The organism is Streptomyces sp. JN8, from assembly GCF_055808075.1.
Window position 1 is genome coordinate 1,711,116 of record NZ_CM147852.1, and the last position, 13,788, is coordinate 1,724,903.

A 13,788-nucleotide genomic window follows, 5' to 3' on the forward strand; every position below is an offset into this window, starting at 1 on the left:
TCCTCCTCGTGCCGCGGGCCGCGCCGTCCGCGGTGTCGTCGTGCCGTCCGTGGGGTCCCCGAACGCGCGGGGGTCCGGCGGGGTGACCGCACGGGCCCGGGGGTGCCGGGCACGCCCTCCGCGCCGGTCCGTTCCGTCGGCGCCGGTGTCGTGCCGGTCCCGCCGGTTCCGGTGCCCGGCCCCGCGCCCCGGTCGCGCACCCCGGGGGTACGGCCGGCGGCGCCCGTGCGCGGGCGCCGCCGGTGGGTGGTGGCGCCCCTCCGTCCCGGACCTCGTCACACCGGGTCGGAGGGGCCGTCTCGGGCCCCCCTGGGTCCCGGCTGTCAGGCGCCGCCGCCCGTACCGCGGCGGCGGGTCAGGACGACGGCGGCGCCGAGCGCCCCGACGATGAGCAGCACGCCGGTGACGACCTCGGTGACGCCGAGGCCCTCGCTCTCGGCGCCGGAGGCGGCGGCGGTGCCGTAGCCCGCCTTCACCCCCTTGTGCGCTCCGGGCGGCACGGTCTCCTGGTGCCCCGGGGTGTTCCCGTCGGGCTTGCCCTGGGCGATGGTCAGGGTGGCGGTGCCGCGCTCGCCCTTGCAGTCGAAGGTGATCTGGTACTGGGTCCCGGACTTGGCGTCGAGGTCGACGGTGGCGCTGCCGGACCGGCCCTCGTCGAGGGTGACGGTGTCGAACACGCCGGAGGTGACGGTCACCGACGGCTCTTCGCAGCCGTCGGACGTGAGCGTCACGGTGCCGCCGGGGGCGACGGTCTCGGGGCTGACGGAGAAGCCGAACGACGTGATGCCGTGGTCGTCCTGGCCCGCGAACGCCGCCGGCGCGGTCGTGGCCGCGAGGGCTGCGGCGCTCAGCAGGGCGGCGGATGCGGCACGTATCGCACGCATGACGGTCCTCCAGATCGCGGGAGGGTCGGTCACGGAGCGATTCCGTGCCCGGAATGCGACAACCCTCACCGCGATCGAAGCTAGGCGCGCCGGGGGCGGGCCGCCACCGGGCTCCGCCGAACGGGGCATGCCGCCGCCGGGCGGACGGACCGGCAGCGGCGACGCACTCCCCGGGGACCTACGGGACCCGGACGACCTGGCCGGCGTACGAGAGGTTTCCGCCGAAGCCGAAGAGGAGGACCGGGGCGCCGGAGGCGAGTTCGCCGCGTTCGACGAGCTTGGCGAGGGCCAGCGGGATGGACGCGGCCGAGGTGTTGCCGGAGTCGACGACGTCGCGGGCGACGATCGCGTTGACGGCGCCGATCTTCGCGGCGAGCGGCTCGATGATCCGCAGGTTGGCCTGGTGCAGGACGACGCCCGCGAGGTCCTCGGGGGCGATGCCGGAGCGCTCGCAGGCCTGCCGGGCGAGGGCGGGCAGCTGCTGGGTGGCCCAGCGGTAGACGCTCTGGCCCTCCTGCGCGAAGCGGGGCGGGGTGCCCTCGATGCGGACGGCGTGGCCCATCTCGGGGACCGAGCCCCAGAGGACGGGGCCGATGCCCCGGGCGGCTCCCGGGGTCTCCTCGTCCACGGCCTCGACGATCGCGGCGCCCGCCCCGTCCCCGACGAGGACGCAGGTCGTGCGGTCGGTCCAGTCGGCCACGGCGCTCATCTTGTCGGCGCCGATCACCAGCGCGCGGCGGGATCCGCCGGCCCGTACCGCGTGGTCGGCGGTGGCGAGGGCGTGGGTGAAGCCGGCGCAGACCACGTTGAGGTCCATGGTGGCGGGCGAGGTCATGCCGAGGCGGGCGGCGACGCGGGCGGCCGTGTTCGGCGAACGGTCGATGGCCGTGGAGGTCGCGACGAGCACGAGGTCGATGTCGTCGGGGGTGAGCCCGGCGGTGGCGAGGGCCTTGCCCGCCGCGTGGGCGGCGAGTTCGTCGACGGGTTCGTCGGGGCCGCCGATGTGCCGGGTGCGGATGCCGACCCGGCTGGTGATCCAGGCGTCGTCGGTGTCGACCAACTCCGCGAGGTCGTGGTTGGTGAGCACCTTGGCGGGCTGGTAGTGCCCGAGCGCGGCAATGCGAGTGCCCGTCATCCCGGGACCCCCTCGGTGGTTCGATCGTCCGGCAGGATGTCCCAGTGTTGCCAGCGACTGATGGGTAACAGGTGACGTAAACCACCAAGATTCCCCCGTACCCCTTGGCCGACCGTGACAAGGGCCCTGGCGCCCCACGGGCCCCACGGGTCCGGGTGGGGCGCGGGCCGGGGTCAGTTCTTGGGCGGGTCGATCATCTGGAGGGCGAGGGTGGCGGGGGGCGGGGCGATGCCGGGGCCGCCGGCGGCCGTCCAGGCGAGGATGTCGTCGAGGGAGTCCTGGTCGAGGGTGAAGGCGACCCAGGCGGCCCGGCCGCCGCGCCGCCGGCCCTCGGTGGAGGGCTGGACGACGACGATGTTGGCCTGGGCGCAGGGGCCGAGGCAGTCGCTCGTACGGACGGCGAGCCGGCCGCCGGAGGCCGCGGCGGCCTCCCGGAGGCGGGCGAGCTGGCCGGCGTGGTCGGTGCCGGGGTTCTTGCGGGCGTCGCCGCAGCAGCAGCCGCGGCAGACGACCAGGGAGCAGGGGCGGGCCCCGTAGCGTATCGGGACGGGGGTCACTCGGGGCCGTCCAGCGTGATCGCGGCGACGGGGGCGACGGTGCCGAGGCGCGGGAAGTCGAGGTCGACGGAGGCGCGGTGTTCGTCGGCGGTGAGCGCGCTCATGGCGTCCTCGGCGAAGACGAGGTCGTAGCCGAGGTCGCCGGCGGCGCGGGCGGTGGACTCGACGCCGAGGTTGGTGGCGATGCCGCCGAACACGAGGGTGGTGGCGCCGAGCCCGGTGAGGAGCTCGTGGAGTCCGGTGTCCTGGAAGCCGCCGATGGTGCGCTTGACGACGACGGGCTCGCCGTCCCGGACGAGGCCGGCGACGAGGTCGCTGCCGGGCGGCTGGGCGGCGACGTTCGGCCGTTCGACCCGGATGTGGACGACGGGTGCGCCGGCGGCCCGGAAGGTGTCGGCGAGCCGGGTGGCGGCGGTGAGGACGTCGGTGCCGGGGCGGGGTGCGAGGGGCAGCGCGACGATGCGGTCCATCAGGTCGACGAGGACGAGCGCGGTGCGGCCGGGATCGAGTGCGGGCATGGGAGCACCGTAGCGGCCGGAATGATCATCCCGTGGTCGGTGCGGGTGTGATCCGGCCTACGGCGGGGGTCACGGGGGTCCCGTCCGTCCCGGGGTCCTCTTCCGGGTCGCGGGCGCGACGTTTGGCGATGACCGCGCAGACCATCAGCTGCATCTGGTGGAAGAGCATGAGGGGGAGGACGGCGAGGGCGGCCTGGGGGCCGAAGAGGACGCTGGCCATCGGCAGTCCGGCCGCGAGGCTCTTCTTGGAGCCGGCGAACTGGATGGCGATGCGGTCGGCCCGGCCGAAGCCGAGGCGTCCGGCGCCGTACCAGGTCAGGGCGAGCATCGCGGCGAGCAGGACGGCCTCGACGGCGAGGAGGAGGCCGAGCCGGGCGGGGGTCACCAGGTGCCAGATGCCGGCGACCATGCCCTGGCTGAAGGCGGTGTAGACGACGAGGAGGATCGAGCCCCGGTCGACGCGTCCGAGGACCTTCTTGTGCCGGGTGAGGAGGCCGCCGACCCAGCGGCGCAGGAATTGTCCGGCGAGGAACGGTACGAGGAGCTGGAGGACGATCTTCAGGAGTCCGTCGGCGGAGAGGCCGCCCGTGCTGCCGCCGAGGAGGAGTGCGGCGAGCAGCGGGGTGAGGACGATGCCGGCGAGGGAGGAGAAGGAGCCGGCGCAGATCGCGGCGGGGACGTTGCCCCGGGCGATCGAGGTGAAGGCGATGGAGGACTGGATGGTGGAGGGGACGAGGCAGAGGAAGAGGAGGCCGCTGTAGAGCTGCGGGGTGAGCACGGTGGGGACGAGGCCGCGGGCGGCGAGGCCGAGGAGGGGGAAGAGGAGGAAGGTGCCGGCGAGGACGGTGAGGTGGAGTCGCCAGTGCTTGAGGCCGTCGAGCGCCTCGCGGGTGGAGAGCCGGGCCCCGTAGAGGAAGAAGAGGAGGGCGACGGCGCCGGTGGAGGCGCCTTCCGCGACGTGGGCGGCGGTGCCGGAGGCGGGGAGGAGCGCGGCGAGGGCGACCGTGCCGAGCAGTGCCAGGATGTATCCGTCGACGGGCAGCCGCGACGGCAGCCGGAGGACGCGGCGCGGTGCGCCGGCCGGGGTGCGGCGTGAGGGGCGGGCGGGCGTACGGGCGGTCATGGGCTCCACTGCTCTGTGCGGGGGTGTCGCGCCCGTCCATCCTGGCCCAGGGTCCGGTGATCGGGAATCCCGCACAGCCCTCTGACTGTCATCGCGATGCGTGATGAAGGGTCCGGGAGGGGTTACGGTCGTCCCGTGTACGAGCCCGCGCATCTGCGCACCTTCCTCGCCGTGGCCCAGACGCTGAGCTTCACCCGGGCCGCGGAGCGCCTCGGGCTGCGGCAGTCCACGGTGAGCCAGCACGTGCGGCGCCTGGAGGCGGCGACGGGCCGGCCGCTGTTCACCCGGGACACCCATCGGGTGGCGCTGACCGAGGACGGCGAGGCGATGCTCGGCTTCGCGGGCACGATCCTCCAGGCGCACGAGCGGGCGGCGGCGTACTTCGGCGGGACGCGGCTGCGCGGCCGACTGCGCTTCGGGGCGTCGGAGGACTTCGTGACGACCCGGCTGCCGGAGATCCTGGAGTCGTTCCGGCGCGAGCATCCGGAGGTCGATCTGGAGCTGACGGTGGAGCTGTCCGGCACGCTGCAGGCGCGGCTCGCCGCGGGGCGGCTGGATCTGATCCTGGCGAAGCGGCGCGGCGGGGAGAGCGAGGGGCGGCTGGTCTGGGAGGACTCCCTGATCTGGATCGGGGCGCCGGGACTCCGGCTGGATCCCGACCGTCCGGTGCCGCTCATCCTGTATCCGCCGCCGGGGATCACCCGGGCACGGGCCCTGGAGGCCCTGGAGGCGCAGGGCCGGGCGTGGCGGATCGCGTGCACGAGTTCCAGCCTGAGTGCGAACGTGGCGGCGGCGCGGGCGGGGCTCGGGGTGATGGCGCACACGCGGGGGCTGGTGCCTCCGGGGCTGGTGCCGGTGCCGGCGCGGGCGGGGCTGCCGGAGCTCGGCGAGGTCGGCTTCGTGCTGCGTGCGGGGCGCGGGGGCGGGGCGGCGCAGGAGGCGGCGGACGCGCTGGCGGAGGCGATCCTGGCGGGCGGCGACCGGCTGCACCGGCCGGGCTGACCGGGACGGCGCGACCGGGGCGGTGCGACCTGGGCGGGGAGCCGCGGCCGGGTCGGCCTCCGGGGGCTCGGTCGGACCGCCTCCGGGGGCTCGGTCGGGCCGCCTCCGGGGCCTCGCCGGGGAGCCGCGGGGCCGCGGCCGGGGCGCCTCGGGGCATGGTCGGGCCGCCGCGGCGAGGCGGGTCCGGGTGCAGGTGCGGTGGCGCGTCGGGTGGCGGGGCGTGAGTGGTCCGTACAGATTCCGTGGAGATTCCCGCCCGGTCGACGTACCGGGTGGTCGGTAACGCACCCGCGGCATCCGCGACTTGGTTCGCCCACCCATCCTGACCTGTGCGAACACGGAATGTCCCGGCTTGGTGAAGGCCCTCCCGCCGGGCAGTCGGGTGGGGTACCGTCACCCGCGCCGTACGGAGCGCTACAACGAGCTTTTCCAGCCATCGAGCCGTCGAGGAGCAGGTCAGTGCGCGAGTTCACCGTGCCGCCCGTCGAGGCGGCGCCTCAGGTCGGCGGTCTGGCGGACCCCGTGTTCGAGCGTGCCCTGGCGGAGCCGGACCGGGTGACGTTCGGCCGGAAGGGGCCGGACGGCGCGTGGCGGGACGTGACGGCCGTGCGGTTCCGGGACGAGGTCCTGGGTCTGGCGAAGGGCCTGATCGCGGAGGGGGTGCGGTTCGGCGACCGGGTCGCCGTGATGTCCCGCACCCGGTACGAGTGGACGCTCTTCGACTTCGCGCTCTGGGCCATCGGCGCGCAGCCCGTGCCGATCTACCCGACGTCCTCCGCCGAGCAGGTCTTCTGGATGCTGCACGACTCGGAGGTCACGGCCTGCGTGGTGGAGCACGAGGACCACGCCATGACCATCGGCTCGGTGATCGACCGGCTGCCGCGGCTCCAGCGGCTGTGGCAGCTGGACGCGGGCGCGGTGGCCGAACTGACGGCCGCCGGGGCGGACATCGGCGAGGACGTGGTGCACCGGCACCGGCGGGCGGTGACCCCGGAGACGGTGGCGACGGTCATCTACACCTCGGGGACGACGGGACGCCCCAAGGGCTGCGTGATCACCCACGCCAACTTCATGTTCGAGACGGACATGCTGGTCGGCCGGTGGGAGTCGGTGTTCCGCTCCCGGCCGGGCGAGGAGGCGTCGACGCTGCTGTTCCTCCCGCTCGCGCACGTCTTCGGCCGGATGGTGGAGGTGGCGGCGGTCCGCACCGGGGTGAAGCTCGGGCACCAGCCGGTGATGGCGGCGGCGGAACTGATCCCGGACCTCGCCGCCTTCCGGCCCAGCTTCGTGCTGGCCGTCCCCTACGTCTTCGAGAAGGTCTTCAACGCGGCGCGGCGCAAGGCCGAGCGGGAGGGGAAGACCGGTCCGTTCGACAAGGCGGTGGAGGTCGCGGTCGCGTACGCGGAGGCCCTCGAACACCGGGCGTTCGGCACCGGGCCGGGGCCGTCGGCGGCCCTGCGGGTGCAGCACCAGTTCTTCGAGAAGACGGTGTACGCGAAGGTCCGCGCCGCCCTCGGCGGACGTCTCCGGCACGCGATGTCGGGCGGCTCCGCGATGGACCGCCGGCAGGGGCTGTTCTTCGCGGGCGCCGGGGTCACGGTCTTCGAGGGGTACGGCCTGACCGAGTCCTCGGCGGCCGCGACCGCCAATCCGCCGGAGCGGACGCGGTACGGCACGGTGGGCCAGCCGGTCCCGGGGACCACGGTGCACATCGCGGACGACGGGGAGGTGTGGCTCCACGGCGGCCAGGTGTTCTCCGGCTACCTCAACGCCCCCGAGGCCACCGCCGCGGTCCTCAACGACGGCTGGCTGGCCACCGGGGACCTGGGCTCCCTCGACGAGGACGGCTATCTGACGATCACGGGACGGAAGAAGGAGATCCTGGTGACCTCGGGCGGCAAGAGCGTCGCGCCGACGGCCCTGGAGGAGCGCGTCCGGGCGCATCCCCTGATCGCCCAGTGCATCGTCGTCGGCAACGACCGGCCGTACATCGCCGCCCTGGTGACCATCGACCAGGAGGCGGTGGAGCACTGGCTGGCCATGCAGGGACGGGCACCGCTCTCCCCCGCGGAGCTGGTGCGCGATCCGTCGCTGGAGACGGAGATCCGGCGGGGGGTGGTGGCGGCGAACACCCTCGTCTCGCAGGCCGAGTCCATCCGCACCTTCCGGATCCTGGCGCATCCGTTCAGCGAGGAGCACGGGCTGCTGACCCCGTCGCTGAAGCTGAAGCGGAAGGCGATCGAGCGGGCGTACGCGGCGGAGGTCGCGGCGCTCTACGGCTGAGCCGGGGCCCCGGCCGCACCGCGGACGCCCGCCGCCGGGGATGGGCCCGCCGCCCGGCCCCGCAGGGGGCGGTGTCCGCCGTACGGCTCCGGGCCCGTCCCGGAGACCGGGATCGGCGTACGGAATGCACGAGCCTCCCGGATCATTGAAGGTGGGAGAAGTCAGGCACGACCCGCGACAAGAGAAGGATCCCCTCCACGTGAGCACGGACAGCAAGGTTCCCCAGGTCACCCTGAACAACGGCGTGCGGATGCCGCAGCTGGGCTTCGGCGTCTGGCAGGTGCCGGACGACGAGGCCGAGACGGCGGTCGCCACGGCCCTGGAGGCCGGCTACCGCTCGATCGACACCGCCGCGATCTACGGCAACGAGGAGGGCACCGGCCGTGCCCTCGCCGCGTCCGGGGTCCCCCGCGAGGACCTGTTCGTCACGACCAAGCTGTGGAACAGCGACCAGGGCTTCGACTCGACCCTGAAGGCCTTCGACGCCTCGCTCGACAAGCTCGGTCTCGACTACGTCGACCTGTACCTGATCCACTGGCCGGTCCCGTCGAAGGACGCGTACGTCGACACGTACCGCGCGTTCGAGAAGATCGCCGCGGAGGGCCGCGCCAAGGCGATCGGCGTCTCGAACTTCCTCCCGGAGCACCTGGAGCGGCTCGTCGGCGAGACCTCGGTCGTGCCGGCCGTCAACCAGATCGAGCTCCACCCGCAGCTCTCCCAGCAGGCCTCCCGGGAGGTGCACGCCCGGTACGGCATCGCGACCGAGGCGTGGTCGCCGCTCGGCTCGGGCAAGGGGCTCCTGGACGTGCCGGCGATCATCGCGATCGGCCGCAAGCACGGGCGCACCCCGGCCCAGGTCGTCCTGCGCTGGCACCTCCAGCTGGGGAACGTGGTGATCCCGAAGTCGGTCACCCCGTCCCGCATCCGGGAGAACATCGACGTCTTCGGCTTCGAGCTGGACGCCGAGGACCTGTCGGCGATCGCCGCCCTCGACGAGGACCGCCGACTGGGCCCGGACCCGGCGGAGTTCGCCGCCTGACCGGTCGCGGTACGACAACGGCGCCGAGGTCCTTCCGGGCCCCGGCGCCGTTGTCGTACCCCCGGCATAGAGTCGGCGGAGGACCGCGGACCCGGCCGGTGCGGGCGGGTCGCGGGTGCGAGCGAGGGAGTCGATGCGGTGAGTGGTGGTTCTCCGGTGCCCGTGGAGGAGGGCCTGTACCGGGTGCGGAACGTGGCCAGCGGGCTGCTCCTCGAGGTGTACGAGGGGTCGGGCCGCAGCGGTGCCCCGGTGCAGCAGGGCATCGAGCGGGGCACGCCCGGCCAGCACTGGCACATCACGGCCGTGCCGAACGGCGGCGGGCTCTACCACCTCGTCAACGCCGCCAGCGGCAAGCGCCTCGACGTCGCCAACGCCTCCACGGAGAACGGCGCCGACATCCAGCAGTGGAAGGCGAACAACTTCGGCGCGCAGGAGTGGATCATCGAGCAGGACCTGCAGTCGCCCGGGACGGTCGCGCTGGTGAGCTTCATCAGCGGCCTGTTCATGGAGGTGGCCGACGCCTCCGAGGAGGACGGCGGCAACGTGCGGCAGTGGGAGGACACCGACTCCCCGTTCCAGTGGTGGCGCTTGGAGCCGGTGTCCTGACCCTCCGGCGGACGGCGCGGCGGGCGCCGCGCGGTCCTCAGCCCTTGCGGGCGGTGTGGACCGTGCGGGCCGCCAGGTAGAACAGGTCCGTGCGGTGGTGGAGCGACAGGTCGTCGGCCGGGTCCAGGAGCCGGTCGAGGGTCGCGCGGTCCCCCGCGTCGATCCGGCCTTCGAAGCTGTCCCGGACCCGGGCGAAGTGGGCGAGGGCCAGGCCGCGGACGACCGGGGACACCGGCGCGGGGACGTCGGTGAGGAAGGTGCGGGTGCCGGCGGGGGTGAGGCCCGCGTCGGCGAGCAGGGCCCGCCAGTCGTCCGGCTCGTCCTTGTGCCCGGGCGTCTCGGCCCGCATCTCGGCGAACCGGTCGGCGTTGGCGGCGTCGAGGCGCGCCTCCAGGCCGGGCCGGCCGAAACCGACGTGCCAGGGCAGGTGCCGGGCGGGCAGCCCGCCCTCGACGAGCACCATCAGACCGCCGGGGTTCAGCAGACCGGCGAACTCGACGAGCGCGGCCCGCTGGTCGCCGATGTGGTGCAGCGAGTTGCCCGCCCAGATCAGGTCGGCCTTGCCCAGCCCGGCGATGCCCGCGGGGAGTTCGGTGTGCAGGGTGGAGACGCGGGCGCCGAGTCCGCGTTCCCCGGCGCGCTCCCGGGCGCGGGCCAGGAGCTCCGGGGAGCCGTCGACGGCGACGGCCTCCGCCGCGGGGAAGGCCTCGGCGAGGACCCCGGTGACGACACCGGGACCGCTGCCCACGTCGAGGACCCGGCGGACGCCCTGCACGGGGGCGAGGGTGCCGAGCCAGGCGGCGGCGTCGGCGTAGGCGGGGCTCTCCGTCTCCGCCTGCTGCTCCAGGAGCGGGGCGATCTCGTTCCAGTCGAGGGGGGCTCCGCTCTGGTGGGAGCAGGGGCGGTGCTGGTGCCCGGTGCTGGGCGTGTCACCGGGAGTGTGCTGGTGGCCGTGCCCGTCGCCGTGGGCGTGGCCGTGGTGCGTTGCGGTGTGCTGGCTCATGGGTCCAGCGTGCGTCCCGTCCGCGGCGAGCGCGAGAAGGGTTGCCGATCCGGCAAGAAATTCGATCCTTTGTTGCTCCGATCGTCATACTCCGGGACGTCGGGCCCGCCCCGGGGCACGCGGGTCCGGGACCCGCTCGCGCCGGCCCGCCCGCTCCGACCCGCTGTTCCGGGTCCTGGTCACGCCCCGGCGCGGTGCTCCTGCGGGCTGACGCCCCGGACCCGCTTGAAGGCGGCGCTCAGCGCGAAGGCGCCGCTGTAGCCGACCTGCCGGGCGACCGCCTCCACGGTGGCGTCGCTGTCGCGCAGCAGGTCGGCGGCGAGGGCGAGCCGCCAGCCGGTGAGGTAGCCCATCGGGGGCTCGCCGACCAGTTCCGTGAAGCGGCGGGCGAGCGCGGCCCGGGACACCCCCGTCTTCGCGGCGAGCGAGGCGACGGTCCAGGGGTGCGCCGGGTCGTCCTGGAGCAGCCGGAGCGCGCGGCCGACGACGGGATCGCCCATGGCCCGGTACCAGGCGGGGGCCTCGGCCCCGGGCCGGGAGAACCAGGCGCGGACGCCGGAGATGAGCAGCAGGTCGAGGACCCGGTCGAGGACGACGGACTGGCCGGGTTCGTCGCGGGTGATCTCCTCGCCGAGGAACGGCATGAGGGGGCAGTTCCACGCGTCCGCGGGGAGGTGGATCAGCTCGGGCAGGGCGTCGAGGAGCCGGCGGCCGACCTCGCCGTCCATCCGGTAGGTGCCGACGAGGACGGTGGTGCCGCCGTCGGAGGCGTTGCCCCAGGTCCGGACGCCGAGCCGCATGCTGTCGGCGAGCGGCTCCCCGGTGAGGGTGGTGCAGACGCCGTCGGGCCCGATCACCGCCCGGGGCGGGGCGTCGGGGGCGTCGGCGACCGTGTACGGCGCCGGGCCCCGGACGACGGCGATGTCCCCGGGCCTCAGCGGAACGGCCTCCCCGGTGTCGGGCACGACCCAGGCCTCGCCCGCGGTCACGCACATCACGCAGATCGGTGCGCCGTCCTCGATGCGCACCGACCACGGCGGCTCCATGACCATGCGGAGCAGGAAGGCGCCCCGGGCGCGGGGGCCGTCGAGGAGTCCGGCGAGTGCGTCCATGGGGCAACAGAGTAGGACCTGTCGACGGCAGGGCCTGAGCGGTTCGTGAGACGGAGGCACAGGTGCGCGAGACGGCCGAGCATGGGCGGGGGGCGTCCCGGGCGGGAGTCTTGACCCATGACGAAGCAGACGAACGACACGCGGAACGAGCAGGGCACCGGCGAGCGGGGCGGCACCGTCCTGGTGACGAGTGCCACGGGCAAGACGGGGCGCCGGGTGGCCGAGCGGCTGACGGCGCGCGGGGCGGTCGTCCGGGCCGGGTCGCGGAGCGGCGCCACCCGGTTCGACTGGGAGGCCCCCGAGACCTGGGGGCCGGCGCTGCGGGGCGCGGACGCCGCGTACGTGGCCTACTACCCGGATCTGGCCGCGCCGGGCGGGGTCGGGGCGATGGAGACGTTCGGCCGGCTGGCCGCGGAGCACGGCGTACGACGCCTGACGGTGCTGTCCGGCCGGGGAGAGCCGGAGGCGGTCGTGGCGGAGGAGGCCCTGCGGGCGGCGGCCGCGGGCGTGGAACTGACGGTGGTGCGGGCCGCGTTCTTCGCGCAGAACTTCTCCGAGGGGCTGCTCGCGGAGGGGGTCGCCGAGGGAGCGGTCGTCTTCCCGGCGGGAGACACGGCGGAGCCGTTCGTCGATCTCGACGACCTCGCGGACGTGGTCGTCGAGACCCTGCTGACGGACGGTCACGCGGGTCTGGTGCACGAGCTGACGGGCCCCCGTCCGATCGGCTTCGCGGAGGTGGCGGCGGAGATCGCGCGCGCCTCCGGTCGCCCGGTGGTCTACGAGCCGGTGGCGCAGGACGACTACGCCGGGATGCTCACCGCGTTCGGGCTGCCGGAGCCGGAGGCGCGGTGGCTCGCGGCCCTGTTCGCGACGCTCCTCGACGGCCACAACGCCTCGGTGACGGACGGGGTGAAGCGGGTCCTGGGCCGTGAGCCGCGCTCCTTCGCGGAGTTCGCGGACGCGACCTGGGCGAGCGCGCGCCCCTGAAGGCGGCCGGCACCACCGACGGGCGGCCGGGTCGGGCCGCGGGATGGGGAGCGGTGCGGGCCGGAGCGACACGGACCCGGAGCGGCACGGGCCCGGAGCGGTGCCGACCGGAGCGGTGCAGACCGGCGGCCGCCACCACCGACGGGCCGCCGGGTCGGGCCGGGGGATGGGGAGCGGTGGCGGCCGGGGGCGGTGCGGGCCGGGAGCGGTGTGGGCCCGAACCGGTGCAGGCCGGAGCGGCGCAGTCCCGGAGCGACACGGACCGGAGCGGCACAGACCGGGGCGGGGCGGAGCCGGAGCGGCGCGGGCCGGGTCCTCCGGCGGCTCGCTCGGTCCGGGCGGTCCGTGTGCCGGGGCGTCCGCGGTGCTCAGCTCCGCCGGACGAAGCAGGCCAGCCGGTACCGGGGGTCGGGTCGGCGGCGGTCCTGGTCCGGGAGGGCCGCGAGGGCGGCGGCGAGCCGCTCGACGGCCGCCGTGTCGCCGGGGAACCAGGAGGCGAAGTACCCGGCGCGCAGCTTCCGTACGGTGTCGCGCGGGGCGGCGCCCTGGCCGTGGCCCGTGAAGCCGGTCCCGGGGGCGGGGGCGAGTCCGTGGGCGGCGGCGTACCGGGTGACCAGGTCGGCCCGGTCGGAGGCCGTCGCGGCCGTGCGGTGCGGGCGGAGGATCACGTCGATGTCGCTGCCGACGTCGTGGGACGCGTCCTTGTCGACGGTGGCGACGAGGACCCCGCCGGGGCGCAGGACGCGGGCGGCCTCGGCGACGATCTCCGCGGCGAAGGGGACGAGGTGCAGCAGCCAGACGGCGGCGACCGCGTCCAGGGAGGCGTCGGGCAGCGGCAGGCGCCGGGCGTCCGCGCGCAGGACGCGGCCCGGTGCCCGGTCGGCGGCGACCCGCAGCATGGCGTGGGCGGCATCGGCCCCGAGGACGCGCAGCCCGGGGCGGGTGAGGCGTTCGGTGACGAGGCCGGTGCCGCAGGCGAGGTCGAGCAGGGTCCGGGCGCCGGGCGGCACGAGCCGCAGGACGGCTCCGGCCGCGGCGGCGGCCCGGGGCACCCCGCCCCGGGTCCGGTCGTAGTGCGCCGCTTCGGTCTCGTAGTCGAGCACGGTCTCCGCCATGCCGACGATCGTACGAGGGGTGCGGCACGACCGTCGGGGCGCGGGCGGCCGTCCCGGGCCGGGGGCGTGACCGCCGGTCAGGCGATCCCGTGGCCGGGGGCGATGCCCTCGACGCGCTCGGCGAGTTCGAAGTCCTTCTCGGTGAGCGCGCCGCCGGCGGAGTGGGTGTGCACCGACAGGGCGACGGTGTTGTAGCCGAGGGTCAGATCGGAGTGGTGGTCGAGCTCCTGCTGGATGCGGGCCACGTGGACGACGAGCGCGGTCGCCGCGAAGTGGTCGCCGAGCCGGTACTCGCGGGTGAGCCGGTCGTCCTGGACGGACCAGCCGGGGAGCTCCCGCAGTCGGTCCTCGATCTCCTTCTGCGACAGCGGCTGTGTGGGCACGGCGGTGCTCCCTCCGGTCGGGTGGCGCGGGTGGCGGACTG

General features: G+C 75.0%; 14 protein-coding genes. 5 read left to right on the forward strand and 9 right to left on the reverse strand.

Features of this window, described 5'->3' with window-relative positions; genetic code table 11:
• Positions 1-323: 323 nt before the first annotated feature.
• The 5 genes from ACY0MR_RS07465 to ACY0MR_RS07485 all read right to left on the reverse strand — a co-directional run bounded on the left by ACY0MR_RS07465 (position 324) and on the right by ACY0MR_RS07485 (position 4,217).
• On the reverse strand, positions 324-884 hold the full coding sequence (locus ACY0MR_RS07465) for a cupredoxin domain-containing protein (RefSeq protein WP_388795910.1): 561 nt from the start codon (positions 882-884) through the stop codon (positions 324-326).
• A gap of 178 nt (positions 885-1,062) precedes the next feature.
• Positions 1,063-2,019, reverse strand: coding sequence for a beta-ketoacyl-ACP synthase III (locus ACY0MR_RS07470; RefSeq protein WP_361862421.1), 957 nt, complete (start codon positions 2,017-2,019; stop codon positions 1,063-1,065).
• Between the two features lie 173 nt (positions 2,020-2,192).
• A complete protein-coding gene (locus ACY0MR_RS07475; RefSeq protein WP_030320224.1) occupies positions 2,193-2,576 on the reverse strand; it encodes a hypothetical protein in 384 nt (127 codons plus the stop codon).
• Positions 2,573-3,094 (reverse strand): isochorismatase family protein, encoded by a 522-nt coding sequence (locus tag ACY0MR_RS07480; protein WP_361862425.1) that lies wholly within the window; start codon positions 3,092-3,094, stop codon positions 2,573-2,575. Before ACY0MR_RS07480 ends, ACY0MR_RS07475 begins: the two co-directional genes overlap by 4 nt.
• Before the next feature lie 25 nt (positions 3,095-3,119).
• Positions 3,120-4,217: a bile acid:sodium symporter family protein gene (locus ACY0MR_RS07485; protein ID WP_388795918.1), complete on the reverse strand. Its 1,098-nt coding sequence runs from the start codon at positions 4,215-4,217 to the stop codon at positions 3,120-3,122.
• Between the two features lie 135 nt (positions 4,218-4,352).
• Here ACY0MR_RS07485 and ACY0MR_RS07490 point away from each other — a divergent pair, with 135 nt between their 5' ends.
• From ACY0MR_RS07490 to ACY0MR_RS07505, 4 genes are all read left to right on the forward strand, one after another.
• A complete protein-coding gene (locus ACY0MR_RS07490; RefSeq protein ID WP_473559890.1) occupies positions 4,353-5,219 on the forward strand; it encodes a LysR substrate-binding domain-containing protein in 867 nt (288 codons plus the stop codon).
• Positions 5,220-5,678: 459 nt separating this feature from the next.
• Entirely contained in the window at positions 5,679-7,502 is a 1,824-nt protein-coding gene (locus ACY0MR_RS07495) for an AMP-dependent synthetase/ligase (RefSeq protein WP_361858174.1), read from the forward strand.
• A gap of 250 nt (positions 7,503-7,752) precedes the next feature.
• Positions 7,753-8,541, forward strand: a complete 789-nt coding sequence (locus ACY0MR_RS07500; RefSeq protein ID WP_404079041.1) for an aldo/keto reductase — start codon at positions 7,753-7,755, stop codon at positions 8,539-8,541.
• 138 nt (positions 8,542-8,679) lie between these two features.
• Positions 8,680-9,147: an RICIN domain-containing protein gene (locus ACY0MR_RS07505; RefSeq protein ID WP_404077944.1), complete on the forward strand. Its 468-nt coding sequence runs from the start codon at positions 8,680-8,682 to the stop codon at positions 9,145-9,147.
• A gap of 37 nt (positions 9,148-9,184) precedes the next feature.
• Here the strand turns inward: ACY0MR_RS07505 and ACY0MR_RS07510 are convergent, their stop codons facing one another.
• Both ACY0MR_RS07510 and ACY0MR_RS07515 read right to left on the reverse strand, forming a co-directional pair.
• Positions 9,185-10,150 (reverse strand): methyltransferase, encoded by a 966-nt coding sequence (locus tag ACY0MR_RS07510; RefSeq protein ID WP_473559892.1) that lies wholly within the window; start codon positions 10,148-10,150, stop codon positions 9,185-9,187.
• Positions 10,151-10,329: 179 nt separating this feature from the next.
• Positions 10,330-11,262 (reverse strand): AraC family transcriptional regulator, encoded by a 933-nt coding sequence (locus tag ACY0MR_RS07515; RefSeq protein ID WP_361858165.1) that lies wholly within the window; start codon positions 11,260-11,262, stop codon positions 10,330-10,332.
• A 117-nt stretch (positions 11,263-11,379) separates the two neighbouring features.
• On the opposite strand from ACY0MR_RS07515, the gene ACY0MR_RS07520 reads away from it, so the two are divergent.
• A complete protein-coding gene (locus ACY0MR_RS07520) occupies positions 11,380-12,249 on the forward strand; it encodes a Rossmann-fold NAD(P)-binding domain-containing protein (protein ID WP_473559895.1) in 870 nt (289 codons plus the stop codon).
• 368 nt (positions 12,250-12,617) lie between these two features.
• Here the strand turns inward: ACY0MR_RS07520 and ACY0MR_RS07525 are convergent, their stop codons facing one another.
• On the reverse strand, positions 12,618-13,364 hold the full coding sequence (locus tag ACY0MR_RS07525; protein WP_473559897.1) for a class I SAM-dependent methyltransferase: 747 nt from the start codon (positions 13,362-13,364) through the stop codon (positions 12,618-12,620).
• A gap of 77 nt (positions 13,365-13,441) precedes the next feature.
• Complete coding sequence (locus tag ACY0MR_RS07530) at positions 13,442-13,747, reverse strand: 4a-hydroxytetrahydrobiopterin dehydratase (protein WP_361858157.1); 306 nt, start codon at positions 13,745-13,747, stop codon at positions 13,442-13,444.
• Between the last annotated feature and the right edge of the window lie 41 nt (positions 13,748-13,788).

What these genes read in the sequence shown, in the direction of transcription:
- ACY0MR_RS07465 (WP_388795910.1), bottom strand. Translation starts at nt 884, where the DNA reads ATGCGTGCGATACGTGCCGCATCCGCCGCCCTGCTGAGCGCCGCAGCC.
- ACY0MR_RS07470 (WP_361862421.1), bottom strand. Translation starts at nt 2,019, where the DNA reads ATGACGGGCACTCGCATTGCCGCGCTCGGGCACTACCAGCCCGCCAAG.
- ACY0MR_RS07480 (WP_361862425.1), bottom strand. Translation starts at nt 3,094, where the DNA reads ATGCCCGCACTCGATCCCGGCCGCACCGCGCTCGTCCTCGTCGACCTG.
- ACY0MR_RS07485 (WP_388795918.1), bottom strand. Translation starts at nt 4,217, where the DNA reads ATGACCGCCCGTACGCCCGCCCGCCCCTCACGCCGCACCCCGGCCGGC.
- ACY0MR_RS07500 (WP_404079041.1), top strand. Translation starts at nt 7,753, where the DNA reads ATGCCGCAGCTGGGCTTCGGCGTCTGGCAGGTGCCGGACGACGAGGCC.
- ACY0MR_RS07510 (WP_473559892.1), bottom strand. Translation starts at nt 10,150, where the DNA reads ATGAGCCAGCACACCGCAACGCACCACGGCCACGCCCACGGCGACGGG.
- ACY0MR_RS07515 (WP_361858165.1), bottom strand. Translation starts at nt 11,262, where the DNA reads ATGGACGCACTCGCCGGACTCCTCGACGGCCCCCGCGCCCGGGGCGCC.
- ACY0MR_RS07520 (WP_473559895.1), top strand. Translation starts at nt 11,380, where the DNA reads ATGACGAAGCAGACGAACGACACGCGGAACGAGCAGGGCACCGGCGAG.
- ACY0MR_RS07525 (WP_473559897.1), bottom strand. Translation starts at nt 13,364, where the DNA reads ATGGCGGAGACCGTGCTCGACTACGAGACCGAAGCGGCGCACTACGAC.